Annotated in this window: 18 protein-coding genes; 5 read left to right on the top strand and 13 right to left on the bottom strand. The window is 73.9% G+C overall.

What is annotated here, in order from left to right; all coding sequences use genetic code 11:
• The first annotated feature begins 2 nt into the window (after window positions 1–2).
• From P3T27_RS23530 to P3T27_RS23545, 4 genes are read left to right on the top strand one after another with little or no spacing between them, the layout of a single operon-like run.
• Window positions 3–308 carry a phosphopantetheine-binding protein gene (locus P3T27_RS23530; RefSeq protein ID WP_280681869.1) on the top strand — a complete coding sequence of 102 codons (306 nt, stop codon included), beginning with the start codon at window positions 3–5 and terminating at the stop codon, window positions 306–308.
• Between the two features lie 2 nt (window positions 309–310).
• Window positions 311–1,171: an alpha/beta hydrolase gene (locus tag P3T27_RS23535; RefSeq protein WP_280681615.1), complete on the top strand. Its 861-nt coding sequence runs from the start codon at window positions 311–313 to the stop codon at window positions 1,169–1,171.
• The gene (locus P3T27_RS23540; RefSeq protein WP_280681617.1) at window positions 1,168–2,364 is read left to right on the top strand and encodes a glycosyltransferase; all 1,197 of its coding nucleotides are present in this window, start codon (window positions 1,168–1,170) and stop codon (window positions 2,362–2,364) included. Before P3T27_RS23535 ends, P3T27_RS23540 begins: the two co-directional genes overlap by 4 nt.
• Window positions 2,361–3,509: a class I SAM-dependent methyltransferase gene (locus tag P3T27_RS23545; RefSeq protein ID WP_280681619.1), complete on the top strand. Its 1,149-nt coding sequence runs from the start codon at window positions 2,361–2,363 to the stop codon at window positions 3,507–3,509. Before P3T27_RS23540 ends, P3T27_RS23545 begins: the two co-directional genes overlap by 4 nt.
• An 82-nt stretch (window positions 3,510–3,591) precedes the next feature.
• Here the strand turns inward: P3T27_RS23545 and P3T27_RS23550 are convergent, their stop codons facing one another.
• Together P3T27_RS23550 and P3T27_RS23555 are read right to left on the bottom strand one after the other, a co-directional pair.
• Window positions 3,592–5,172 carry a Na+/H+ antiporter gene (locus tag P3T27_RS23550; RefSeq protein WP_280681621.1) on the bottom strand — a complete coding sequence of 527 codons (1,581 nt, stop codon included), beginning with the start codon at window positions 5,170–5,172 and terminating at the stop codon, window positions 3,592–3,594.
• Window positions 5,173–5,460: 288 nt separating this feature from the next.
• Window positions 5,461–6,282 carry an RNA methyltransferase gene (locus P3T27_RS23555; protein WP_280681622.1) on the bottom strand — a complete coding sequence of 274 codons (822 nt, stop codon included), beginning with the start codon at window positions 6,280–6,282 and terminating at the stop codon, window positions 5,461–5,463.
• Between the two features lie 100 nt (window positions 6,283–6,382).
• Between P3T27_RS23555 and P3T27_RS23560 the strand changes: the two genes are divergently transcribed.
• Complete coding sequence (locus P3T27_RS23560) at window positions 6,383–9,124, top strand: SpoIIE family protein phosphatase/ATP-binding protein (protein ID WP_280681624.1); 2,742 nt, start codon at window positions 6,383–6,385, stop codon at window positions 9,122–9,124.
• A 77-nt stretch (window positions 9,125–9,201) separates the two neighbouring features.
• Here P3T27_RS23560 and cobA read toward each other — a convergent pair whose 3' ends face one another.
• The 11 genes from cobA to P3T27_RS23615 form a co-directional block, all read right to left on the bottom strand.
• Complete coding sequence (cobA, locus tag P3T27_RS23565) at window positions 9,202–10,479, bottom strand: uroporphyrinogen-III C-methyltransferase (RefSeq protein WP_280681625.1); 1,278 nt, start codon at window positions 10,477–10,479, stop codon at window positions 9,202–9,204.
• Window positions 10,480–10,583: 104 nt separating this feature from the next.
• Complete coding sequence (gene cobT, locus P3T27_RS23570; RefSeq protein WP_280681627.1) at window positions 10,584–14,435, bottom strand: nicotinate-nucleotide--dimethylbenzimidazole phosphoribosyltransferase; 3,852 nt, start codon at window positions 14,433–14,435, stop codon at window positions 10,584–10,586.
• A 493-nt stretch (window positions 14,436–14,928) separates the two neighbouring features.
• Window positions 14,929–16,200 (bottom strand): precorrin-6y C5,15-methyltransferase (decarboxylating) subunit CbiE, encoded by a 1,272-nt coding sequence (gene cbiE, locus P3T27_RS23575; RefSeq protein ID WP_280681629.1) that lies wholly within the window; start codon window positions 16,198–16,200, stop codon window positions 14,929–14,931.
• Window positions 16,201–16,435: 235 nt separating this feature from the next.
• Window positions 16,436–17,071: a GNAT family N-acetyltransferase gene (locus P3T27_RS23580; RefSeq protein ID WP_280681631.1), complete on the bottom strand. Its 636-nt coding sequence runs from the start codon at window positions 17,069–17,071 to the stop codon at window positions 16,436–16,438.
• A gap of 198 nt (window positions 17,072–17,269) precedes the next feature.
• Window positions 17,270–18,094 carry a MetQ/NlpA family ABC transporter substrate-binding protein gene (locus tag P3T27_RS23585; protein ID WP_280681633.1) on the bottom strand — a complete coding sequence of 275 codons (825 nt, stop codon included), beginning with the start codon at window positions 18,092–18,094 and terminating at the stop codon, window positions 17,270–17,272.
• 57 nt (window positions 18,095–18,151) lie between these two features.
• Window positions 18,152–18,877, bottom strand: coding sequence for a methionine ABC transporter permease (locus P3T27_RS23590; protein ID WP_280681635.1), 726 nt, complete (start codon window positions 18,875–18,877; stop codon window positions 18,152–18,154).
• On the bottom strand, window positions 18,874–19,899 hold the full coding sequence (locus P3T27_RS23595) for an ATP-binding cassette domain-containing protein (protein ID WP_280681637.1): 1,026 nt from the start codon (window positions 19,897–19,899) through the stop codon (window positions 18,874–18,876). Before P3T27_RS23595 ends, P3T27_RS23590 begins: the two co-directional genes overlap by 4 nt.
• Before the next feature lie 561 nt (window positions 19,900–20,460).
• Complete coding sequence (locus P3T27_RS23600; protein WP_280681639.1) at window positions 20,461–20,964, bottom strand: GNAT family N-acetyltransferase; 504 nt, start codon at window positions 20,962–20,964, stop codon at window positions 20,461–20,463.
• A gap of 413 nt (window positions 20,965–21,377) precedes the next feature.
• On the bottom strand, window positions 21,378–21,635 hold the full coding sequence (locus P3T27_RS23605; RefSeq protein ID WP_280681641.1) for a hypothetical protein: 258 nt from the start codon (window positions 21,633–21,635) through the stop codon (window positions 21,378–21,380).
• Between the two features lie 110 nt (window positions 21,636–21,745).
• Window positions 21,746–23,170 carry an argininosuccinate lyase gene (gene argH / locus P3T27_RS23610; protein ID WP_280681643.1) on the bottom strand — a complete coding sequence of 475 codons (1,425 nt, stop codon included), beginning with the start codon at window positions 23,168–23,170 and terminating at the stop codon, window positions 21,746–21,748.
• Between the two features lie 46 nt (window positions 23,171–23,216).
• A complete protein-coding gene (locus tag P3T27_RS23615; RefSeq protein WP_280681645.1) occupies window positions 23,217–24,410 on the bottom strand; it encodes an argininosuccinate synthase in 1,194 nt (397 codons plus the stop codon).
• Between the last annotated feature and the right edge of the window lie 65 nt (window positions 24,411–24,475).

The following is a 24,475-nucleotide window of genomic DNA, read 5'->3' on the forward strand; positions in this document are numbered from 1 at the left end:
CCATGGAGCAGCGCCCGCCCACCGAGCAGGAGATTCTCGGCGAGATCGCCGGCATGCTGGCCACCGTGCTCGGCGAGTACGGCCTCGACGAGGCCGAGGTCACCATGGAGGCCCGATTCACCGAGGACCTCGAACTGGAGAGCATCGACCTGGTGACCCTGGCCGGGAAGCTCCAGGAACGCTGGGGCGCCCGGATCAACTTCGCCGAGTTCATCGCGGGCATGGAGCTCGAGGAGATCATCGGCCTGACGGTGGGCCGGTTGGTCGGCTACGTCGCGGACCGGCTGCGGACCGCGGAGCTGAGCTGACCATGGTCTTCATCGACCTCGACGGACTCAGTTTCCACGTGCAGCGGCTCGGCCCGCAGGACGCGGGCCCGCCCGCCGCGACCGTCGTCCTGCTGCACGGGCTGCTCACCGACAGCCTCGCCAGCTACTACTTCACCCTGGCCCCCACGCTCGCCGCCGCCGGGGTGGAGGTGCTGATGTACGACCAGCGCGGCCACGGCCGCACCGGGCGGCCACCGACCGGCTACCGGCTGGAGCGGTTCGTCGACGACCTGGAAGCCCTGCTGGACCGGTGGGAGGTGACCGGGCCCGTCCACCTGCTGGGCAACTCCTTCGGCGGCACGGTGGCGTTCGGCCTCGCCGCCCGGCGGCCGGAGCAGGTCGTCGGCATCCTGGCCATCGAGTCCGAGCCGGCCACCGCGGCCTGGGCCGCCAAGCTGGACGGCATCCTGCGGCGGGCCGAGACCGAGCTGGTCAAGAAGTCCACACTGGCCTGGGTGGCGGCCAAACGCGGCCGGCACACCGCCCGGCTCGCCCGCTCGGCCGGCACGATCCTGGCCGAGACCTCGCTGGCGCGGGAGATCCCCGCCAGCCGGCTGCCCGACGAGGCGCAGCTGCGGGCGATCCGCTGCCCGGTGCTGGCCGTCTACGGCACCCGGTCCGATCTGGCCGCCCAGGCCGCCTGGCTGGACGGGCTGCTGCCCGACTGCCGCAGCACCTTCGTCCCCGGGCAGGAGCACTCCGTCCTGATCGAGACCCCGGACGTGGTCCGCGAACTCGCGTTGTCCTGGCTGCGCGAGCAGGGCGCGGAGCTGCGCGGCCGGGCCGCCGACCCGCCCGTTCGCGAAGCCGTCCGGAAGCCTGCCCGGGGAGCCGTCCGGTGAGCCGCTTCCTCTTCGTCGTCCCGCCGCTGGTCGGACACGTGAACCCGGCCGTGGGCGTCGCGGCCGAGCTGGCCGCCCGCGGGCACACGACGGCCTGGGCGGGGCTGCCCGAGGTGGTCGGCGCGCTCGCCGGCCCGGATGCCGAGGTCTTCCCCTGCGCCGTCCCCGCGGCGGACGAGGCGCAGCGGCCACCGGAGCTGCGCGGGCCGGCGGCGCTGAAGTTCCTGTGGGAGGACTTCCTGGTCCCGCTCGCCGAGGCGATGGCCCCCGGCGTGGCGGAAGCGGTGCGGCGCTTCGGCCCCGACGTGGTCGTGGTGGACCAGCAGGCGGTCGCCGGCGCGCTGGTCGCCGAGCGGCTCGGCCTGCCGTGGGCCACCTCGGCGACCACCTCGGCCGAGTTCGCCGGCGCGCTGGACGGCATGCCCCTGGTGGACGCCTGGATCTCCGGCCTCCTCGCCGACCTGCGCAAGCTCATCGGTGCCCCGGACGGGACGGCCGACCCGCGGTTCTCCCCGCTGCTGACCCTCGCCTTCACCACCGCGGAGCTCGCCGGGCCCGTCGCGTCACCGGCGGGCCCGATCCGGTTCGTCGGCCCGTCGATCACGAGCCGCCCGACGGCCCCGCCGTTCCCCTGGGACTGGCTGGCCCCGGACCGCGCGACGGTGCTGGTCAGCCTCGGTACGGTCAACACCGACACGGGCGCCGCGTTCCTGACGGCCGCTCGGCAGGCACTGCGGGCCCGCGCCGAGCGGCTGCAGGCGGTGATCGTCGACCCGGGCGGGGCCCTGGGGAGCCCCGCACCCGACCCCGACGTCCTGGTACTGCCCTCCGTACCGCAGGTGCGGTTGCTGGCCCGCACCGCCGCCGTGGTCTGCCACGCCGGTCACAACACCGTCTGCGAGGCACTGTGGCACGGCGTCCCGCTGGTGGTCGCCCCGATCCGGGACGACCAGCCGGTGGTGGCCGGCCAGGTGGCGGCGGCCGGAGCCGGCGTCCGGGTGCGCTTCGGCCGGGCCGACGCGGCCAGGCTCGGCCAGGCGCTTGACGCGGTGCTCGACGATCCCGCCCACCGGGTCGCGGCGCGCCGGATCGGTGCCTCCTTCCGGTCGGCGGGCGGCGCGGCCGCGGCCGCCACCCACCTCGAACAGTTGCTGCCCGCAGGCCCGCAGCAGACGGACAGGGAGACCCGATGACCACGACCGAAGCAGGCTCGCCGGCACCCGGCCCGTCCGCAGCTCGCCCGTCCACGGGCAAGGCGGCGGCCCGCGCCGAGCGGGTCGCCGCGCTCCGTCCCGGCTACCAGGCCGACCTGGCCGACGGCACCGACCGGTTCTTCGAACCGCGCCGCACCGACTGCCCGTGGTGCGGCTCCACCCTGCTGCGGGTCCGCCTGCGCACCCGCGACCTGCTGCAGCACAAGCCGGGGCAGTTCGTGCTGGACGAGTGCCGGGACTGCGGGCACGTCTTCCAGAATCCCCGACTGACCGGTGCCGGACTGGAGTTCTACTACCGCGACTTCTACGACGGCCTCGGCGAGCAGCGGCTCGGCGGGGTGTTCGCGACCCGGGCCGGGGTCTACCGGAGCCGCGCCCGGTCGGTGGCCCCGTTCACCACCGCGCCGAGCAGGTGGCTGGACGTCGGGACAGGACACGGGCACTTCTGCGAGAGTGCCCGCGAGGTCTTCCCCGACACGCCATTCGACGGCCTGGACCTCAGCGAGGGCGTTCAACTGGCCGAGCGGGAGGGCCGGTTGGCCCGCGGCTTCCGCGGCTCCTTCACCGAGCTGGCGCCCACCATGGCCGGGCGGTACGAGGTGGTGAGCATGTTCCACTACCTGGAGCACAGCACGGACCCGGCGCGGGAACTGGCGGCCGCGCGGGAGGCGCTGCGCCCCGGCGGGTTCCTGCTGATCGAGGTCCCCGACCCGCAATGCCGCTTCGCCCGGTTGCTGGGCCGCTGGTGGCTGCCCTGGCTGCAGCCGCAGCACCTGAACCTGATGCCTGCGGCCAACCTGCGCCGTCGCCTCGGCGAGTTGGGCTTCGACGTGGTGCTGGAAGAGCACGGCGAGCCGCACGACCCGGTGGACCTGCTGGCCGCCTGCTGGCTGCTGCTGGACGCCGTCGCACCGCGCGAGGACGTGCCATGGCTGCCGGGGGCACCGCCCGGGCGGCTGCGGCGGCTGCTGCGCGGCGCCCTCTTCCTGGCCGGCGCCCCGGTGCTGCTGCCGGCAACCGTGCTCGACCGCCTGGTCGCCCGCTTCGCCGGACGCGCGCGGCTGTCCAACGCCTACCGCCTGCTCGCCCGCCGGGACGCGGCGCCGGACCAGCAGGTGCCGTAGGAGCCGTCGGTGGCCTGCTGCTCGCCCTGGGCGCCGATCCGGGGCGGCCGCCCGTGCGGACCCCCGTTTTCGCCGCCGGTGGTTACGGCGGCGGATCGGTGAGGTCACGCAGGGCCAGCTCGACCCTGATCTCCTCGACGTCCAGGAGCAGCTGCAGTCGGCGCAGGACGATGTCGTCGATGCTGCGCTGGTCCCGCAGGCGGATCAGGGCGCCGCGTTTGACGTCGATCAGGGCGCGGCGCAGTTCGAGCCCGGCACGCGCGCCGGAATCGTCCAGTGGTTCCGCGTCCTCGGCGGCGTACTGGCGCAGTTCGCTCAGGATGGCCTCGGCGGTCCTCGGCGGCGTTTGCAGGCGCTCGGCGTGCTCGGGGAGGGCTTCCATCGCGGCGGCGGCGATGTGGCGGTGGGCGCGGCGTTCCTCGGTGGTCTCCTCGGGATCTCCGTGCAGTCCGGACCAGCGGATCACCGCAGGCATGGTCGTCCCCTGGAGGACCAGTGTGACCAGGATGACGGTGACGGCGGTGAAGACCAGCAGACCGTGTCCCGCGAGCGGCCGGCCCGCGGTGGTGGTGGCCGGGACGCCGAGGACGGCTGCCAGCGACACGGCCCCGCGCACCCCGCTCCAGGCGAGTGGGAACCTCTGCCGGGCACCGGCACGCAGTGTGCGCTGGATGGGGCGGCGGTCGACGGCGCGGATGAGGTAGGGCACCGAGTACAGCCACAGCAGGCGGGTGGCGATCACGACGCCGCTGACCAGCAAGGCGGTGATGGCCGCGTGTCCCGGAGAGACGGAGCCGATCGCGCTGACGATGGCGGGTGTCTGAATGCCGACCAGGACGAAGAGAGCGCTGTTGAGGATGGAGGTGCTCACCTCCCAGAAGCAGGTGATCTGCACTCTCGCGCCCGCGCTGATCACCTTGGGGCCCGCCTGACTGAGGATGAGACCACAGGTGACCACCGCCAGGACGCCGGAGACGCCCACGGCCTGCGCGGGCAGATAGGTGGCGAACGGGGTGAGCACGCCCAAGGCGTTCTCCACCGTGCGGTCACGCAACCGCCTGCGCAGGGCCACCACGGCGGCGGCACATGCGGAGCCGATCGCGGCACCGCCCACGTAGGCGAGCAGGAATCGCACGGCGGTACCCGACCAGCTGACGGCCAGTTGCTGAACGGCGACGCCGACCACCACCGTGTACAGGGCGAGCGCGGTGCCGTCGTTGATCAGGCTCTCCGCCCGGAGGATGGTCCGGACCCTGCGGGGCAGCTTCCGGGCGACCGTCGCCACGGCGATGGCGTCGGTGGGGGCGACGACAGCACCCAGAACCCAGGCGAGCGGCCAGGAAAGGCCCAGCGCGTGCCCTACCGCGGCCACGGCGGCGGCGGTGGCCAGCACCAGGCCGGTCCCGAGCAGCACGATGGCGCGCAGGTTCGTCCGGATCTCACGGAGCGAGGTGGTCAGCGACTCCCAGTAGAGCAGTGGGGGCAGGAACAGCAGCAGGACCACCTCGGGAGGCAGGGCCAGCCTGTGGAAGTCGGGGGTCAGGCCGATCAGGCAGCCGCCCGCCACCAGCAGGACCGGCTCGTTCCACTGCAGGCGGCGAGCCAGCCACGTCATGGTCAGCACGGCCGCGAGGACCACCACGGTGACTTCCAGGCCACGCATCCGGCACCGCCTTCCTGCTGGGGCGAGTAGCCCTCGCCCTCGTGACCGGCTGCTCCCCGATGCCCGCCGGGTATCGCTCCTCCCATACTGGACAGCTGTCGGCCTTCGGCGACGGAAGGCGGGCGACGACGGCCGAGAAGGCAGCCAGGCAGCGGACATGGCGGAGGCGCCGCCTGAGCGGGGTCCTGCCAAGATCCGGCACTCCGCTCCGGGGGGCGACACTCGGCGCGGCAGGAGTGATCCGCCGGGTTGGCGGAGCGTGGGCGCCCATGAGTTGCCCTGAGTGACCTACTGGACCAGCTCACCTCGCGGGCGGGTCGCGTAGAAGGCCACCGCCGAGGCTGCTGCGACGTTGAGCGAGTCGACACCGGCATCCATCGGGATGCGGACATGCTCGTCGACCGAAGCGAGTGTGTCGGCGGCGAGGCCCGTACCCTCCGTGCCGAAAACCAGGGCGAGCTTCTCGTCGTTCCGCGCAGCGAGTTCGTCGAGGGTGATCGCCTGGTCGCTCAGGCACAGTGCCGCTACCGTGAAGCCTGCGGAACGCAGGATCTCGATGTCCTTCGGCCAGGCCTCCAGACGAGTCCACGGCACCTGGAAGACGGCGCCCATCGACACCTTCACGGACCGGCGGTAGAGGGGATCGGCACAGCGCGGGGTGAGGAGGATCCCGTCAACGCCCAGCGCAGCCGCATTCCTGAAGGCCGCCCCCATGTTGGCGTGGTCGACGATGTCCTCGAAGACGGCGACCCGGCGGGCCCCGGCGAGCAGCTCCGCGGCCTGCGGCAGCGGCGTGCGCTCCATCGAGGCGAGCGCGCCGCGGTGGACGTGGTACCCGGTGACGGCTTCGGCGAGCGCGGGTTCGACGACGTGGACGGGCGCGTCGGCCTCGGCGATGACATCGGCCATCACGTCCAGCCACTTGGAGGTCAGCAGCATCGACCGCATCCGGTAGCCGGCGGCGAGGGCGCGGCGGATGACCTTCTCCCCCTCGGCGATGAACAGGCCTTCGGCGGGTTCGCGCCGGCGGCGCAGTTCGACGTCGGTGAGGCCGGTGTAGTCGCCGAGACGAGGGTCGGCGGGGTCGGTGATGGTGCTGGGTTCGGACACCCTGCGATCCTGCCAAGGCCGGACGGGGAAGGCCAAACGGCCCAAGCCGCGGGGTGGGCTGGCCTTGGCCCTGTGCCAGCCATGGTGCAAATATGATCGTATGGCCCAGTTTCCGGGCCGATCCTGGGCTCCGTCGGCCTCTGGTGCTACTGGTTCCGCCGGCTCCTCCGGTGGGCGCCCAAACGGTCGGCAACAGCTGCCACGCCCGAAGCGGCCGTGGCCCGGGCGGCTCCGCTCGGTGGCCGGGCAGGTGTTCGCGCTGCAGATCCTCGTCGTGCTGCTGCTGGTGGCGGCGGCCGCGGTCGCGCTCGTGGTGCAGTCGGACAGCGACGTCGACCACGAGGCGCGCAGCCGGTCCGTTGCGGTCGCACAGACCTTCGCCGGCTCGCCGGGCATCGTCGAGGCCCTCCGCTCCCCCGATCCGACCGCGATCCTGCAACCGAAGGCGGAGGCCGCTCGGGTCGGGTCGGGTGTCGACTTCATCGTCGTGCTGAACGACGACGGCATCCGCTACACCCACCCCGACCCGGACCTGATCGGCCGGAAATTCGTCGGCACCTACCTGCCCGCGCTGCACGGACAGGTGGTGACCGAGCAGGTCACCAGCAGACTCGGCCCGCTGGTCCAGGCGGTGGTCCCGGTGAACGCCCCGGACGGCTCGGTGGCCGGGCTGGTCTCGGCGGGCATCACGGTGAAGCACGTCAGGAGCGCGAGCGAGCGGCAGCTGCCGGTGGTGCTGGGCACCGCCGCGGGCGCGGTCGGGCTGGCCGTCCTCGGCACGGCGCTGATCAGCCGTCGGCTGCGGCGCCACACCCGCGGCCTGGGCCCGTCCGAGATGACCCGGATGTACGAGCACCACGCGGCCGTGCTGCACGCGGTGCGCGAGGGCGTCGTGATCGTCGGCGCGGACGGTCGGCTGCTGCTCTGCAACGACGAGGCGCGGCGCCTGCTGGACCTGCCGCCGGACGCCGAGGGCCGGCCGGTGGCCGAGTTGGGGCTGGAGCCCGCGCCGCTGGCCCTGCTGACCGGCGACCGGCCGGTGACCGACGAGGTGGTGCTGGCCGGGGAGCGGCTGCTGGCGGTGAACGTCCGGCTCACCGACCAGGTGGGCGGCCCGCCGGGCTGCGTCGCCACGCTGCGCGACTCCACCGAGCTGCTGGCGCTGTCCGGCCGGGCCGAGGGCGCGCAGCGACGGCTGCGGCTGCTGTACGACGCCGGGGTGTCGGTGGGCAGTTCGCTGGACGCGACGCGGACGGCGGAGGAGCTGGCGCAGGTCGCGGTGCCCCGGTTCGCGGACTTCGTCACGGTGGACCTGGCGGACGAGGTGCTGACGGGCGACGAGCCGCCGCCGGGCTCCTCGCTGGCGCGGATGCGGCGCGCGGCCGTCGCCGGGATCCGCGACGACTCGCCGTTCTACCCGGTGGGCACGGTGCTGGACGTGGTGCCGGCCACCCCGCTGGCCGGGGCGCTGCACAGCGGGGCCCCGGGGCTGGAGCCTCGGCTGGCCGAGGCCCTGGGGTGGCGGGAGCAGGATCCGGAGCGGTCCGCGCAGGCGCTGGCGTACGGGGTGCACTCGCTGGTGCGGGTGCCGCTGCGGGCGCGCGGGGTGCTGCTGGGAGTGGCCCGGTTCTGGCGGGCGGATCGGCCGGAGCCGTTCGAGGCGGAAGACCTGACCCTGGCCGAGGAGCTGGTGGCGCACGCGGCGGTGTGCATCGACAACGCGCGCCGCTACACCCGTGAGCACGCGATGGCGGTGACCCTGCAGCACAGCCTGCTGCCGCGCAACCTGCCGCCGCAGAACGCGCTGGAGATCGCGCACCGCTACCTGCCGGCGCAGGCCGGGGTGGGTGGGGACTGGTTCGACGTGATCCCGCTGCCGGGCGCGCGGGTGGCGCTGGTGGTGGGGGACGTGGTGGGGCACGGGCTGCACGCGGCGGCGACGATGGGGCGGCTGCGGACGGCGATCCACAACTTCTCGACGCTGGACCTGCCACCGGACGAGTTGCTGGGGCACCTGGACGACCTGGTGAACCGGATCGACCAGGACGAGGCCGCGAGCGGCGAGGGCTCGGCCCTGGCCGGGGCGACCTGCCTGTACGCGATCTACGACCCGGTGTCCCGGCGGTGCACGCTGGCCAGTGCCGGGCATCCGCCGCCGGCCGTGGTGGACCCGGACGGGCGGGTGGTGTTCCCGGAGCTGGCGACCGGGCCGCCGCTGGGGCTGTCGGTGCTGCCGTTCGAGACGGTCGAGCTGGACCTCGCGGAGGGCAGCCGCCTGGTGCTGTACACGGACGGGCTGGTCGAGGACCGCGAACGGGACATCGGCGTGGGGATCGACCTGCTGCGGGCGGCGCTGACCGGGCCGCCGCGCACGCCGGAGCAGACCTGCTCGGACGTGCTCGGGGCCTTGCTGCCGGAGCATCCGCTGGACGACATCGCGCTGCTGGTCGCGCAGACCAGGGTGCTGGCGCCGGACCAGGTGGCGGAGTGGGACGTGCCGTCCGAGCCGGCGGCGGTGGGCGAGGTCCGGGCCGCGGTGGCGGAGCGGCTGGCGGCCTGGGGGCTGGACGAGGTGGCGTTCGTCACCGAGCTGATCCTGAGCGAGCTGGTGACCAATGCGATCCGGTACAGCACCGGGCCGATCCGGGTGCGGCTGCTGCGGGACCAGACGCTGATCTGCGAGGTGTCGGACGGCAGCAGCACCTCGCCGCACCTGCGGTACGCGGCGACCACGGACGAGGGCGGGCGCGGGCTGTTCCTGGTCGCGCAGTTCGCGGACCGCTGGGGGACGCGCTACACGGCGACGGGGAAGGTGATCTGGACGGAGCAGCCGCTGGAGTAGCCGGACCGGAGTAGCCGGACCGGAGTAGCCGGACCGGAGTGGGAAGTCGGCGGGACCGACTTCCCACTCCGTGGCGCTCAGTGCCGGAAGGCGGCCGCCAGGACGTTGACCACGTCGCCGACGACGATCACGGCCGGGGGCTTGATCCCCTCGGCCTCGACGGTCGCGGCGACGGTGGCCAGGGTGGCGTCCACCCGGCGCTGGGCCGCGGTGGTGCCCTCCTGGACGATCGCCACCGGGGTGTCGGCCGGGCGGCCGTGCTCGACGAGCTTCGCGGCGATCTCGCCGATCTTGTCCACGGCCATCAGCAGCACCAGGGTGCCGCGCATCTTCGCGGCGGCCTCCCAGTTGGTGAGCGAACGCTCGTCGTCCGGACCGACGTGGCCGGAGATCACGGTGAACTCGTGCGTCATGCCCCGGTGGGTGACCGGGACGCCGGCCGCCGCCGGGACGCTGATCGAGCTGGAGATGCCCGGGACGACCGTGACCGGGAGCCCGGCCTCGGCGCAGGCCAGCAGCTCCTCGCCGCCGCGCCCGAAGACGTACGGGTCGCCGCCCTTGAGCCGGACCACGAACCGGCCCGCCTTGGCGTGCTCGATCAGCGTCCGGTTGATCGCCTCCTGGGCCATGAACCGGCCGTACGGGATCTTGGACGCGTCGATCACCTCGACGTGCTCGGGCAGTTCGGCGAGCAGCTCACGCGGGGCGAGACGGTCGGCGACCACCACGTCCGCGTCGGCGAGCAGGCGGCGGCCGCGCACGGTGATGAGGTCCGGGTCGCCCGGGCCGCCGCCGACCAGGGCGACGCTCCCCTGGCCCGGCAGCCCGGAGGCACCCTCGACGCCGTGCGCACGGAACTGGCGGACGGCCAGCGAGCCGTCCCGCAGGCCGCCCACGATGGCGTCGCGCAGGGCGGCGGAGTGGCGCGGGTCGCCGGTGAGGACCGCGACGGTGGCACCCGCGTCACGACCACTGGCCGGGGTCCAGGCGGTCGCGGCGGCGGCGTCGTCGCTGCGGGCGCAGAACACCCGCTCGCGCTCAGCCTCGGCGCTGACCGCGCCGTTGACCGCCGGGTCGTCGGTGGCCACCAGGGCGTACCAGGCGCCGGCCAGGTCGCCGTCCCGGTACGGACGGACGTGCCAGGTGAGCTCGCCCGCGTCGGCCATCGCCTGGACGGCCGGGGTCGTGTCCGGCGATATCAGGTGCAGCTCCGCGCCGGTGGCGATCAGCGCCGGGAGCCGGCGCTGCGCGACCTGGCCGCCGCCGACCACGACCACGCGGCGGCCGGCGAGCAGCAGGCCGACCGGGTACGGGGTACGGCCTTCGGTGCTGGGGTGCGGGGTCGGCGCGGTCATCGGCGGTGCTCCTGATCGGGGATTCGTGGGTGCGGGTGCGGCGTGATGCCGCTCCGCGGACCGGCGCGCCCTCGGGCCGGTCCGCGGAGTGGTGACGTCGAGCGTCAGGCCTTCTCGGTGACCCCGGCGGAGTCGAAGGTGGCTACATCGTGCATCGCCCGGGCCGCACTCTGCACCAGCGGCAGGGCCAGCAGGGCACCGGTGCCCTCACCGAGCCGCAGGTCCAGGTCGATCAGCGGACGCAGGCCCAGCTTCGCCAGCGCGGCCTGGTGGCCGGGCTCGGCGGAGCGGTGCCCGGCGATGCAGGCGGCGAGCACCTCGGGGGCGATCGCCTTGGCCACCAGCGCGGCCGAACCCGCGATGACGCCGTCCAGGACCACCGGGGTGCGCAGCGAGGCCGCGCCCAGCAGGAAGCCGGCGAGGGCCGCGTGCTCCAGGCCGCCGACGGCGGCCAGGACGCCGATCGGGTCGGCCGGGTCGGGCCGGTGCAGGGCCAGCGCGGCGCGGATGACCTCGATCTTGCGGGCGTGCGTCTCGTCGTCGATGCCGGTGCCGCGGCCGGTGACCTCGGCCGGGTCGAGGCCGGTGAACACCGAGATCAGGGCGGCCGAGGCGGTGGTGTTGGCGATCCCCATGTCGCCGGTGACCAGTGCCTTGTTGCCGGCCGCGACCAGGTCGCGGGCGGTCTCGATGCCGACCTCGATGGCCTTGAGGGCCTCCTCGCGGGTCATCGCCGGGCCCTGGGTCATGTCGGCGGTGCCGGGCTTGACCTTGCGCGGCAGCAGGCCGGTGGTGCGGCCCTGCTGGATGGCGTCCGGCAGCTCGGCGGCGACGCCGACGTCGACCACGCAGACCTCGGTGCCGATCTGCTTGGCGAAGGAGTTGATCACCGCTCCCCCGGCCAGGAAGTTGCCGACCATCTGGGCGGTCACCTCCTGCGGCCACGGGCTGACGCCCTGCGCGTGCACGCCGTGGTCGCCGGCGAAGATCGCCACGCAGGCGGGCTCCGGGATCGGCGGCGGGCACTTGCGGGACAGGCCGCACAGCTGGGCGGAGATGATCTCCAGCATGCCGAGCGAGCCGGCCGGCTTGGTCATCCGCTTCTGCCGGTCCCAGGCCTCGCCGAGCGCCTTGGCGTCCAGCGGGCGGATGCCGCGCAGGGTCTCGGAGAGCAGGCTCTGCGGCTCCTCGCCGGGCAGCGCGCGGTTGCCGTACTGCTCCTCGTGGACGACCCAGGACAGCGGGCGCTTCTTGGCCCAGCCCTGCTGCTGCAGCTCGGGCTCGTCCGGGAAGGCGTCGACGTAGCCGACGCAGAGGTAGGCGACGACCTCCAGGTGTTCGGGCAGGCCGAGCTCGCGGACCAGCTCCTCGTCGTCGAAGAAGCTCACCCAGCCGACGCCCAGGCCCTCGGCGCGGGCGGCCAGCCAGAGGTTCTCGACGGCCAGGGCGGCCGAGTACGGGGCCATCTGGGGCTGGGTGTGCCGGCCCAGCGTGTGCCGACCGCCGCGGGTGCGGTCGGCCGTCACCACGATGTTGACCGGCGTCTCGAGGATGGCCTCGATCTTGATTTCCTTGAACTGCTTGGCCCGGCCCTTGGGCAGCGAGTCCGCGTACGCCTCGCGCTGGCGCTCGGCCAGGGCGTGCATCCGCCGGCGGGTCTTGGCCGAACGGATCACCACGAAGTCCCAGGGCTGCGAGTAGCCGACGCTGGGCGCGGTGTGGGCGGCCTCCAGGACGCGGATCAGCACCTCGTGCGGGATCGGGTCCGGGCGGAAGCCGTTGCGGACGTCGCGGCGCTCGCGGATGACCTGGTGAACGGCCTCGCGGCCGATCTCGTCGAAGCCGGCGGCGGCCGGGCCGCGCGGTTCGGCCGACTCCTCGGACTGCGTCTCCTCGGCCGGGTGTTCCTCGGCCGGGTGTTCCTCGGCCGGCTGCTCGTCGACCTGGGGGGCGGCCGACTGCTCGGCGGGCTGCTGGACCGGCTGTTCCTCGGCGACGGCCTCGGGGGTCTCAGCGGCTTCAGGAGTCTCGGGGGTCTCCGGGGCCTCCGGTGCCTCGGGGGCCTGGTCGGCGGCCGGGGCCTCCGGCTGGGCGGCCTCCACGGCGACGGGCTCGGCGACGGCGGACTCCGCGGCGGCCGGGGCCTGCTCGGCGGGCACGGCGGGCTCAGCGACCGGCTCGGCGACGGGCTCCGCCTGGGCCGGGATCTGAGCCTCCGACGTCGCCGGGGCCTCGACGGCGGTCTCGACGACAGCCTCGGCGGGTACGGCCGCCGGCTCGGCGACCTCGGTCGCATCAGCGGCCGGCTGTGCCCCGGCCTCCGGTGCGACGACCTCGGCCCCGGGCTCGGCCACGACGACCTCGGCGGCGGGCTCGACCGCGACCTCGGCGGCCTGGTCCACCACCGGCTCGGCCGGGACCTCGGCCGCGACGACTTCCTGCTGCGGCTGCCCGCCCTCGACGACGGGCTCGCCGACAGGCTCGCCGACGGCCTGGCCGGACGGCATCTCACCGGTACCGGCGGCGGTCTCGGCCACCGCCGCGACGACGGGCTCCGGCGCGGGCTCCACGGTCTCGGCGGTCTCCCCGGCCTCGGCGGGAGGGACGGCCTGGGCCTGCTCGGCGGCCGCTATGGGAGCGGGCTGCTGCGGCGCGGCCTCCTCGGCCACCGGGGCCACCGGGGCCACCGGGGCCTGACCGGCCGCCGAGACCGGGGGCAGGCCGTGCGGGGTGGGTGCGGCGAGGAACGCGGAGATGCGCCGCGGCTGGCCGGCCGGGGCGGCCGCCTCGGCCTGCTCCACGGGCGCGGCCACCTGCTCGGCCACCTCGGCCAGGGGCTCGACAGCGGCCTCGGCCGGGGCCGGCACGACGGACCCGGCGAGGGGCGAGGAGATCGGCGTGCCCGCCGGATCGGCGACCGGCCGACCGGCCTCCGCCGGAACCGGCTCGGCGACGACGGCCCGGGACGCGTCCGCCACGGCCTCGGCGACAGCGACGGTCTCCGGAGTCTCGACGACCTCGATCACCTCGATCGCCCCGACCATCTCGACGGCCAGCACGGCCTCGACCGGCTGCGCGGCCAGCGGCACCTGCTGGAACTCCGGAGCCTCCGCCGGCGGAGCCGCCGGAGTCACGGGCGCCACCGGCACCGGCGCCGCCGGAACGGCCTGCGGCACGGCGGCCTGCGCCGGGGCGGCGGCCTCGGCCATCGGCGGCCGACCGACCACCGGGATGCCGTGCGCGGGCGTACCGCCCTGCGACGGGCCACGGTCGGCGAGCGAACGGACCGGGACCTGGCCGGTCATCAGCGACGGGTCCGGGACCGGCGGGCCGGCGTGCAGCGGTCGGCGCGGCGGCTGAGCCGCCGTCATCGCCTCCGGGGCCTGGAGGTGCGGCGGGACGACGTGGACGGGCTGCTGCGCCTGCTCGGCGCCGAGCACCGGCGGCTCCAGCGGCGGCCACGAAGGCTCGACCGCCAGGCCGTCCTGCTGCGGTGCGAGCGGCGTCTGCTCGGTCGGGACGGACGCCAGCGGCTCGCCCCAGGAGCCCTGCGGACCGGGCATCAGCAGCACGTCGTCCTCGTCGTCCAGCAGGTCCGGCGCGTCGGGCTGGTCGAGGAAGTGGAAGGCCGGGCGCGGGGCGCCCTGGTCGACGCCCCAGTCCTCACCGGGCACGCCGTGAGCCGGAACGCCGGCCCCTGCCATGCCGGGGGCCGGAACACCGAAGCCGGACGCGCCCAGCGGCCGGCCCTGCGGCGGGATGACACCCGCGCCGGGGGGCACCGCTCCGGCCAGGCCGTGGCCCGGCACCGTCGGGTTCGGGATCACGCCACCGTCCGTCGCGACGCCCTGCAGGGGTGCAACGCCCGCGACGCCCTCCGGTCCGCCGAGCGGGTCCGGCCCGGCGTGCAGGTGCTCCGGCAGTCCCTCGCCCGGGACGTGGCCGCCATCGGTCATTGTCAAACGCTCCTTCCAGGCCGCTGCCGCGCCCTTGGCGACACGATCACCGACCGCAGCGCCCATCCGCACGGGCCGGGCCTGCACCGACCCGCTCCTCAACCACACGCGGCCGCCGCGCCGAGGCGCTGCGGCCCACGTCCTTCCGGCGCGCTGCGGCACCCCGGCCCGCGCGCCGCCCGCACGGGCGACGCACCATCTGAAACAACGACAACCCGGGGCAACCGGCACGACCGCACCGGACCCTACGGCATTCTCCAGGTCCGGCACGCGGCCCGTCGAATTGCCCACACTTCGAGCGGAACCTGGTTGCACCGCGTCAAAAAGGCGACAAACCGACCGAATCGGGTGGATCACCGACCGTCGCAGCGGCCCCAGGACGCCACACTACCGGCCCCGCACGGTCACCTCTCGAATCGGTGTCCGGATGCGACCTGGATCACCGCCGGGCCCCGTTGCGGCCACCCGGCCGCACAGGACGAGCCCGAGGCCTTCACGCGATCTGCTCACCCCAGAGCAGCAGCACACCGGTTCCACCCGCCCCCAGCGCCAGCCCCCCACCACCGTCACCGCCGGCCGCCAGCAGCGGGGTGGACTGCAGGAGCGCGCCGTCCGCCCGGTAGCCGGCCTCGGCGATCGACCGGTGCACCGTCTCCGCCTCGGCGAGGGTCCGGGGCAGCGCGACGAACCGTTCCGGCCGGCGGGCCAGCACCGCACGCACCACGTCGAGGCCGCCGGACTCCACCACCGCCGCGTCCGGCTCCGGCAGCCCGCCCAGCACCTCGGGGCCCTGCCCGTGCACGGTCTCCACCTCGACGCCGTACCGGCGGGCGTTCACGGCGAGCCGGGCGCAGGCCGAACGGGACGCCTCGACCGCGACCACGGCGGCGCCGAAGCGGGCCGCCTCCACCGCGAGGGCGCCGCTGCCCGCGCCGACCGACCAGACCAGGTCCCCGGGACGAGCACCCAGACGGGCCAGCACCAGGGCGCGCACGTGCGCGGGGAGCGCCTCCGACGCGCCCGGCTCGTCCCCCGCGCGCCCGGCGCCCGCGTAGGCGTCGCCGGGGAGCGCCCAGCCGCGGTCCGCGCCGGGGAAGCCGACCGGGCGCCCCGCCAGCCAGCCGGCCGCCGCGCCGACGCCGCCGGACTGCGGGCCGCCGCTGTTGCCGCCGATCACCAGCACCACGTTGGGGTCGCGCCACACGTGGTCGGCGATCCGGTCGGAGGTGAGGACGGTGACGTCCTCGTCCGGGGTGCCGAGGGCCTCGCAGACCACGAAGGTCCGGTGCACGCCGCGCAGCATGAGGGCCAGTTCGCTCGGGCCGGCGCCCGGCGCGGTCAGCACCGCGACCTTGGGGTGGGCCCGGCAGATGTTGGCCGCGCGGCGCAGCCGTCCGCCGTGGGCGCTGACCACCTGGGCGTCCTCCCAGGGCATGCCGGCCCGGGCGAAGGCGGCGGCGACCGAGGAGACGGCGGGCAGGACCTCCAGTTCGAGGCCGAACTCGGGGCGGCGCAGCGCGCGAACGACGCCGAAGAAGCCGGGATCGCCCTCGGCGACCACGACGGCGGCACCCCGGTGCTCGGCGATCCGCCGGGCGGCCTGCTGGACGTTGCCGAGCGTGATCCGCTCGGCGGCGTCCGGCACCGGAAGGGCGCTCAGCTGGTAGGGGGCTCCGGCCACCAGGGTCGCGGCGGCGAGCGCCGCACCGGCGGCCTCGGTCAGCGGCGTGCCGTCCCACCCGATGACCGTGATCCGGTCAGCCATCTGCGGCCGTTCTCCCTCGACTCGGTGCGCGACCCGGCAGGCGGTCCGGTGTGCCCCTGTAGTGCCAACCGGTACGCGCCTCGGTGCGCCGACAAACCGCGCCGGTGTGCGGCGCCGGTCCAGAGGCTACCGGGTGTGATCCCCTCGACGCCGACATCTCGCACACATGTCCGTGACGGGCGGGTGGCGGGTCGGCGGCGCGGGCGGCTCGGGCGGCCTTCGCGGAACGGGCGGCTCAGTCCCGCAGCACGTACCGGTGGTCGCCGTGCCAGCCGCCCCGGTGCGGCTCGGGCGCCTCCATGTCCTCCGGGAGCAGGCTCCACAGGATGAGGTCGCTGCGGCTCTCCACGACGACCTCGCCGGTTTCGCCGCGGACTATCCAGGCGCTGCGCAGCACGCCCTCGCTGATGCCGCCGATCTTCTGGGCGACCTGCTGGGCGGCGGTGTTCCCGGCGGCGGTGCGCATCTCCAGGCGCAGGAAGTCGCGGTCCTCGAACAGCCACTGGGCGACGCCGAGGACGGCCTCCGGCGCGTAGCCCTCGCCGCGGGCCCAGGGGGCGGTGACGTAGGAGATCTCGGTGGTGCGCAGCCGCCAGTCGGTGTTGCGCAGTTCGACCAGGCCGACCAGGCGCTGGGTGAGGTGCTCGGTGACGGCGAAGACGATGCCGCGGCCGGCGGCCCGGTGGGCGGGGGCGAGGGTGCGGGCGAGCTCGGCCGCGTACGCCTCGGTGAACGGGTGCGGCAGGTCCGTCCAGGCCAGGACGAGGTCGTCGGCCATCATCTCGGCCAGGCCGGGCGCGTCGTCCTCCGCAAGGGGCCGCAGCAGAAGCCGTTCGGTGCTGATGGCGGTCTCGGGGAAGCTCGCTGCCATGCCGTCTCTCCTCGCCGGGTCGTGAACACAACACCGTACGCCTCCGCCGCGCCAGGGTTACCACGCGGTGCGCCGGCCGCACGACGGTGCGTCAGAGCGCCACCGGCCAGGGCGTCCCTGGTGCATCCTGCCCGACCGGGCCCCCGCCGAGGTGCGGCGGGGGCCCGGTCGGGATCAGGGCGTGGATCGGGTGCCGGCTCAGAAGGCCGGGATGACCGAGCCCTGGAAGGTGTCGTCGATGTACTTCTTGACCTCGTCGGAGTGCAGCAGCTCGGCGAGCTTCTTCACGCGCGGGTCGTTCTCCTTGCCCTTCTTCACGGCGAGGATGTTGGCGTACGGGTTGCCCTCGGCCTTCTCCAGCACCAGCGCGTCGGTGGCCGGCTTCAGGCCGGAGTCGAGCGCGTAGTTGCCGTTGATGACGGCGGCGTCGAGGTCGGCGATGGAGCGGGGCAGCTGGGCGGCCTCCAGCTCCTTCCACTTGAGGTTCTTCGGGTTGCCCGTCACGTCGGCCGGGGTGGCGGCGGTGCCGGCGCCGTCCTTGAGGGTGATGAGCTTGTTGTCGGCGAGCAGCTTGAGCGCGCGGCCCTCGTTGGTGGCGTCGTTGGGCAGGCCGACGGTGGCGCCGTCCGGCAGGTCGGCGATCGCCTTGACCTTCTTGGAGTAGACGCCCAGCGGCTCCAGGTGCACGGGCTCCACCGAGACGATCTCGGTGCCGTGCTTCTTGTTGAAGTCCTCCAGGTACGGGACGTGCTGGAAGTAGTTGGCGTCGGCCGAACCGTCCTGCACCGCCGTGTTGGGGGTCACGTAGTCGGTGACCTCCTTGATGTCGAGCTTGAGGCCCGCCTTCTCCGCGAGGTTGTCCTTGACGAACTTGAGGATCTGCCCGTGCGGGGTGGGGCTTGCGACGACCTTGAGCGGCGCGTTCGGGTCCGAGGAGGACGACCCGGAGCTGCCGCACGCGGCCAGCGAGAGGGCGATGCCGGCGGTGGCGAGGATGCTGGTGAACTTCAGGGCGTTGCGCACGAAAAGTGCCTTTCTGCGTGATGCGGGGAGCCGCGTCCGGAGTCGGACGAGGGAGGTCTAGGAGGCGACGAGGTCCTCGTCGGGGGCGGCCGGGGTGCGGTCCCGGGAGCCGAACAGGCCGGACCGGCCGCGGTTGCCGAGGCGGCGGACGGCGTAGTCGCCGAGCATCTGGATGATCTGGACGATGATCACCAGCTCCGCGACGATGACCCACATGAAGGCGGTCTCGAAGCGGTAGTAGCCGTAGTTGACGGCGAGGGTGCCGAGGCCGCCGCCGCCGACCACGCCGGCCATCGCGGAGTAGCTGACCAGCGTGATGATCGTGGTGGTCACCGAGGCCGCCAGCGCCGGCAGCGCCTCGGGGAGCAGCGTCTTGCGGACGATCGTCCAGGTGCTGCCGCCCATCGACTGGACGGCCTCGACCAGGCCGCGGTCCACCTCGCGGACGGAGGTCTCGACCAGGCGGGCGAAGAACGGGATGGCGCCGATGGTGAGCGGCACGGTCGCCGCCTGCCAGCCGATGGAGGTGCCGACCAGCCAGCGGGTGAAGGTGATCAGCGCGATCATCAGGATGATGAACGGCACCGAGCGGGCGATGTTCACCACGAAGGCGAGGACCTTGTTGACGGCCCGGTTGGCCAGCAGGCCGCCCTTGTCGGTGAGCACCAGCAGGACGCCCAGCGGCAGGCCGATCAGCACGGTGACGACCGTGGACACCCCGACCATCTGGAGGGTCTCCTGCGTGGCGGGCCACATCAGTTCCTGCATCTGGTCCCAGGTCATGCCACCGCTCCGTCCGCCGCGCCGAGTACGTCCACCTGCAGGCCCTGCTCGCGCAGGTAGCCGATCGGCACCACGTTGTCCTGGTGGCCGCCGGACAGCTCGACCCGCATCCGGCCGACCATCCGGCCGGCGATGGTCTCCACGGCGGCGCCGAGGATGTTGATGTCGATCTGGTAGGTGCGGGCCAGCTGGGAGACGAACGGCCGAGCCGAGGTGTCGCCCTGGAAGGTGATCTCCAGCACGGTCGAGCCGGGGTGGCCGGTGCCGAACTCGCTGAGCGGGAACAGCTCGCGGGCCAGCTCGGAGCCGGGCTTGGCCAGCAGGTCGGTCAGCTCGCCGGACTCGACCACCCGGCCGCCGCGCATCAGGGCCGCGGAGTCGCAGACGGACTTGATGACGTCCATCTCGTGGGTGATCAGCAGGACGGTGAGGCCGAGCTGCTGGTTGAGGTCGCGCAGCAGCTTGAGGATCGAGCGGGTGGTCTCCGGGTCGAGCGCCGAGGTGGCCTCGTCGGAGAGCAGCACCTTGGGGTCACCGGCCAGGGCACGGGCGATGCCGACGCGCTGCTTCTGGCCGCCGGAGAGCTGGTTGGGGAAGCTGCCGGCCTTGTCGCCGAGGCCGACCAGGTCGAGCAGTTCGGCGGCCTTGCGGCGGCGCTGGGTGCGGTCCAGGCCGATGATCTCCAGCGGGAGCTCGACGTTCTGCTGGACGGTGCGCGAGGAGAGCAGGTTGAAGTGCTGGAAGACCATGCCGATCCGGCGCCGCGCCTCGCGCAGTTCCCGGCCGGCCCGGTTCTCGCCGCCCGACAGCGCGGTGAGCTCGACCCCGTCGACCGTGACGGTGCCGGACGACGGACGCTCCAGCATGTTCACGCAGCGGATGAGGGTGGACTTCCCGGCGCCGCTGGTGCCGACGACTCCGTAGACCTCACCCGGGCGGACGTGCAGGTCGACGCCGGCGAGGGCGGTCACCTCGCGGCCTCGCGAGCGGTAGACCTTCGTGAGGTCCGTGGTGGTGATCACAGCTGCTTCCGTGGGTCGGGGGCGGGCGGCGGGCGGCCACCCGACCGGGTTGCGGTCGGCGGTGCGCACGGCGCTTCGCCAGGGGGATCCGGACCTGCCACCTCTTGATCGTGGCCGCTGGACGGCCGGGCCGCGCGACGGCGTGGCCCTTACGAGTCATCGGGCACGAGGAGCCGTGGACGACCACCCGCCCATGGGTGGGCAGGGGGGAGAGGCGTGGCAGGCTGGGCGCGCTCGTACGGACGGGAACGACGCCGGGTCTCGCTTCGGGGCGCGAGGTGGGGCACCCTCGGTCGGGTGCCGGGGGCGATGGCCCTCAGCGGTGACACATTCGACGGCACATGGCGCGCTCACCTGCCGGCAGGGCGCCGGTGGGGGTCCATTTCGTCGTCGCAGTCATGTGAGCCAGTAAATCAGATGGGCCGATTTGGGCCCAATTACTTGGATGTGATGTCCGCAATGCGGACGGCCAGCCCCGCCACCAGCGACGATACGGCTCGGCGCCGCCACCGGGATGTCCGGATGGTGGCAGCGCCGGGCGGGCCGGAACGGGCGGAGGGCTCAGGCGGTCGCGGCGAGCGGCACCACGACGGGCTTCTCCAGGTGCACCATGCTGAGCCGGTCGCTGATCGGCTCGACCGCGGCCTGCCGGTAGCCCAGGCGGGCGTACAGGCGCAGGTTGCCGAGGCTGCGGTGGCCGGTGGACAGGCGGTAGGAGGTCAGCGGGCGGCCGCCCTCGGCGAGGCGGCGCTCCAGCGCGTCCAGCAGCCGGCCGCCCAGGCCGTGCCGCTGCATCCTCGGGTGGACGACCAGGCGCCCTATCCGGCCGACGCCGTCGGCGTCGACCCGGCCGCGCACGGTGCCGACCACCTCGTCGCCGAGCCGGGCGACCAGGACGTGCTGCTCGGACAGCTCGGCGCGCAGGCTCTCCAGGGTCTGCGTCAGGGGCTCGATCGCCCAGTCGCCGTACAGCTCCGCCTCGGGCTGGTAGCCGAGGTACTGGAGCTTGAGGATCTGCTCCGCGTCCTCGACGCCCGCCGCCGAGATGATCACGCTCATGCCCATGTGCTGGGGCCTCCCCATCGTCGTGCCCGGCGCGCAAACGTGAGGGTGCCGCACCGGATGCCCTGCCGGAGATGTCCCGGCCGGGGATCTGCCCTGGCCGGGGGTGGCGCACGAACGTACCAGCCGTGCGGCCCGGAAGTGACCCGGGTCGACGGCGACGCGCTCACGCTCAGTATCCGAGTGATCGCGGCACCGTCAAGAGCTACGTTCGCCAGCGCTCTACCCGCGTGTCAGCTGCTCTCAACCTCCAGGGCGTTCGACGTGGCGAGGGTCACGCGGAGATCCGGGCGGGCGGCGGACGCCGCGCGGAGGACGGGCCGGAAAGCGGCGACGGCCGGACGCGAGGGGCGTCACCCGGCCGGAGCCAGCCTCCGGGGTGACCGGGGTGAGAAGCGTCGCCCCGGCCCCTCGACTCACAGGAACCGCTCGGCGTGCAGGAGGACGCGCAGGCAGGCGAAGCAGCGGGATCGGGTGGGCCCGATCGAGCCGCGCGGCATCCCGAGGCGTTCGGAGAGCTCCCGGTAGGTGGGCGGCGGGTCCTCGGCGAGGGCGGCGACCAGCTCGGGGCAGCGGCCCGGCAGGCCGGCCACGGTCTCGCGGACCACGCGGCGGCGGCGTTCGGCGAGGTAGACGTCCTCGGCGGAGGGAACGGGCGGAAGGGTTGTGCACACACCGTGCATGACGGGCCGGGGCGGGGCCGGTTACGCCCGACCGGGGGCGCGGACACGGGAGGGGGCGCGACGGTCGGACCGTCGCGCCCCCTCCCCCGGTCGACCAGAGGTCAGCCCTGGACCCACTCCTGCTGCCGCGCCAGGTCCGCCTTCACCTCGGCGAGCTGGACCGCCACCGCCGACGGCGCGGTGCCGCCGCGCCCGTTGCGGGAGGCGATGGCGCCGTGCACGCTGAGCACCGACCGGACGTCGGGCGTCAGGTGCACCGAGATCGCGGCGAACTGCTCGTCCGTCAGGTCGGAAAGCTCGATGCCCTCGGCCTCGCAGACCTTGACGCAGGCGCCGGCCACCTCGTGCGCGACCCGGAACGGCACGCCCTGCTTGACCAGCCACTCGGCGATGTCGGTGGCGAGCGAGAAGCCCGCCGGGGCCAGCTCCTCCAGCCGCTCCCGGTGCACGGTGAGGGTGGCCATCATCCCGGTGAACGCGGGCAGCAGCACCTCCAGCGTGTCGCAGGAGTCGAAGACCGGCTCCTTGTCCTCCTGGAGGTCCCGGTTGTAGGCGAGCGGCAGGGCCTTGAGGGTGGCCAGCAGGCCGGTCAGGTTGCCGATCAGCCGGCCGGACTTGCCACGGGCGAGCTCGGCGATGTCCGGGTTCTTCTTCTGCGGCATGATCGAGGAACCGGTGGAGAAGGCGTCGTGCAGCGTGATGAAGCCGAACTCCTTGGTGTTCCAGATGATCACCTCCTCCGCGATCCGGGAGAGGTTGATGCCGATCATCGCGGTCACGAACGCGAACTCGGCGACGAAGTCGCGCGAGGCCGTGCCGTCGATGGAGTTGCCGACCGAGCCGCCCTCGAAGCCGAGGTCGGCGGCGACGGCCTGCGGGTCGAGGCCGAGCGAGGAGCCGGCCAGCGCCCCGGAGCCGTACGGGGAGACGGCGGTGCGGGCGTCCCACTGGCGCAGCCGCTCGGCGTCCCGGCCGAGGGCCTGCACGTGCGCGAGGACGTGGTGGGCGAAGAGGACGGGCTGGGCGTGCTGGAGGTGGGTGCGGCCCGGCATCGCGGTGTCCGGGTGCGCCTCGGCGAGGCCGACCAGGGCGTGCTGGAGGTCGAGCACCAGGGCGCCGATGGTCTTCGCGTGGTCCCGCAGGTACATCCGGAACAAGGTGGCGATCTGGTCGTTGCGCGAGCGTCCGGCCCGCAGCTTGCCGCCGAGTTCGGCGCCGAGGCGCTCCAGCAGGCCGCGTTCCAGGGCGGTGTGCACGTCCTCGTCGGCGACGGTGCCGGTGAAGGTGCCCGCCTGGACGTCGGCGAGCAGGGCGTCGAGGCCGGCCAGCATCGCGGCGAGCTCGTCGTCGGACAGCAGGCCGGCCTTGTGCAGGACCCGGGCGTGGGCCTTGGAGCCGGCGATGTCGTACGGCGCGAGGCGCCAGTCGAAGTGGACCGAGGCGGAGAGCTTGGCCAGCGCCTCGGACGGGCCGTCGGCGAAGCGCGCGCCCCAGAGGCGGACGTCGGCGTTCTGATCGGCGGTCATCGCGTGGGCTCCTTGCAGTGGGCGGGAGTTGGGGAGGTCAGCGGGATCAGGCCAGGTCACGGCGGGCGGCGAGCTTCGAGGACATCCCGAAGATCTCGATGAAGCCCTTGGACATCGACTGGTCGAAGGTGTCGCCGGTGTCGTAGGTGGCGAGGTTGAAGTCGTACAGCGACTGGCCGGACTTGCGGCCGTTGACCACGGCCCGGCCGCCGTGCAGGACCATCCGGATCTCGCCGGACACGTGCTGGTTCGCCTCGTTCACGAAGCCGTCCAGCGCGCGCTTGAGCGGGGAGAACCAGAGGCCGTCGTAGACGAGCTCGGCCCAGCGCTGCTCCACCTGCCGCTTGTAGCGGGCGAGTTCGCGCTCGACGGTGACGTTCTCCAGGGCCTGGTGGGCGGTGATCAGGGCGATCGCGCCGGGGGCCTCGTAGATCTCCCGGGACTTGATGCCGACCAGCCGGTCCTCGACCATGTCCAGCCGGCCGACGCCCTGGGCACCGGCCCGCCGGTTGAGCTCCTCGATCGCCTGCAGGACGGTGACCTTGCGGCCGTCGACGGCGACCGGGACGCCGGCGTCGAAGGTGATGACCACCTCGTCGGCCTCGCGCGGGGCGGCCGGGTCCTGGGTGTACTCGTAGACGTCCTCGATCGGGGCGTTCCAGATGTCCTCCAGGAAGCCGGTCTCGACGGCCCGACCGAAGACGTTCTGGTCGATCGAGTACGGGGACTTCTTGGTGGTGGCGATCGGCAGGCCCTTGGCCTCCGCGAAGGCGATCGCCTTGTCCCGGGTCATCGCGTAGTCGCGCACCGGGGCGATGCACTTCAGGCCGGGGGCCAGGGAGTTGATGCCGACCTCGAAGCGGACCTGGTCGTTGCCCTTGCCGGTGCAGCCGTGCGCGACGGTGGTGGCGCCGTGCTTGCGGGCGGCGGCGGCCAGGTGCTTGACGATGACCGGCCGGGAGAGCGCGGAGACCAGCGGGTACTGGCCCTGGTAGAGCGCGTTGGCCTTGACGGCCGGGAGGCAGTACTCGTCGGCGAACTCGTCGCGGGCGTCCGCGACCTCGGCCTCGACGGCGCCGCAGTCCAGCGCGCGCTGACGGATGACGTCCAGGTCCTCGCCGCCCTGGCCGACGTCGACGGCGACGGCGATGACCTCGGCACCGGTCTCCTCGGCGATCCAGCCGATGCAGACGGACGTGTCCAGACCGCCCGAGTAGGCGAGTACGACGCGCTCGGCCACGGCTTTCTCCTCACTGTGCTGTGTACAGGTCGTACAGGTTTGCGGCGATGGGCATAAGTATGCAC

It is taken from the genome of Kitasatospora sp. MAA19 (assembly GCF_029894125.1).
Taxonomy (GTDB): Bacteria; Actinomycetota; Actinomycetes; order Streptomycetales; family Streptomycetaceae; genus Kitasatospora.

Excerpts from the sequence above, each read along its gene's own strand:
- P3T27_RS23530 (WP_280681869.1), top strand. The coding sequence starts at position 3 with ATGGAGCAGCGCCCGCCCACCGAGCAGGAGATTCTCGGCGAGATCGCC.
- P3T27_RS23535 (WP_280681615.1), top strand. The coding sequence starts at position 311 with ATGGTCTTCATCGACCTCGACGGACTCAGTTTCCACGTGCAGCGGCTC.
- P3T27_RS23545 (WP_280681619.1), top strand. The coding sequence starts at position 2,361 with ATGACCACGACCGAAGCAGGCTCGCCGGCACCCGGCCCGTCCGCAGCT.
- P3T27_RS23550 (WP_280681621.1), bottom strand. The coding sequence starts at position 5,172 with ATGCGTGGCCTGGAAGTCACCGTGGTGGTCCTCGCGGCCGTGCTGACC.
- P3T27_RS23560 (WP_280681624.1), top strand. The coding sequence starts at position 6,383 with ATGGCCCAGTTTCCGGGCCGATCCTGGGCTCCGTCGGCCTCTGGTGCT.
- cobA (WP_280681625.1), bottom strand. The coding sequence starts at position 10,479 with ATGACCGCGCCGACCCCGCACCCCAGCACCGAAGGCCGTACCCCGTAC.
- cobT (WP_280681627.1), bottom strand. The coding sequence starts at position 14,435 with ATGACCGATGGCGGCCACGTCCCGGGCGAGGGACTGCCGGAGCACCTG.
- cbiE (WP_280681629.1), bottom strand. The coding sequence starts at position 16,200 with ATGGCTGACCGGATCACGGTCATCGGGTGGGACGGCACGCCGCTGACC.
- P3T27_RS23580 (WP_280681631.1), bottom strand. The coding sequence starts at position 17,071 with ATGGCAGCGAGCTTCCCCGAGACCGCCATCAGCACCGAACGGCTTCTG.
- P3T27_RS23590 (WP_280681635.1), bottom strand. The coding sequence starts at position 18,877 with ATGACCTGGGACCAGATGCAGGAACTGATGTGGCCCGCCACGCAGGAG.
- P3T27_RS23600 (WP_280681639.1), bottom strand. The coding sequence starts at position 20,964 with ATGGGCATGAGCGTGATCATCTCGGCGGCGGGCGTCGAGGACGCGGAG.
- argH (WP_280681643.1), bottom strand. The coding sequence starts at position 23,170 with ATGACCGCCGATCAGAACGCCGACGTCCGCCTCTGGGGCGCGCGCTTC.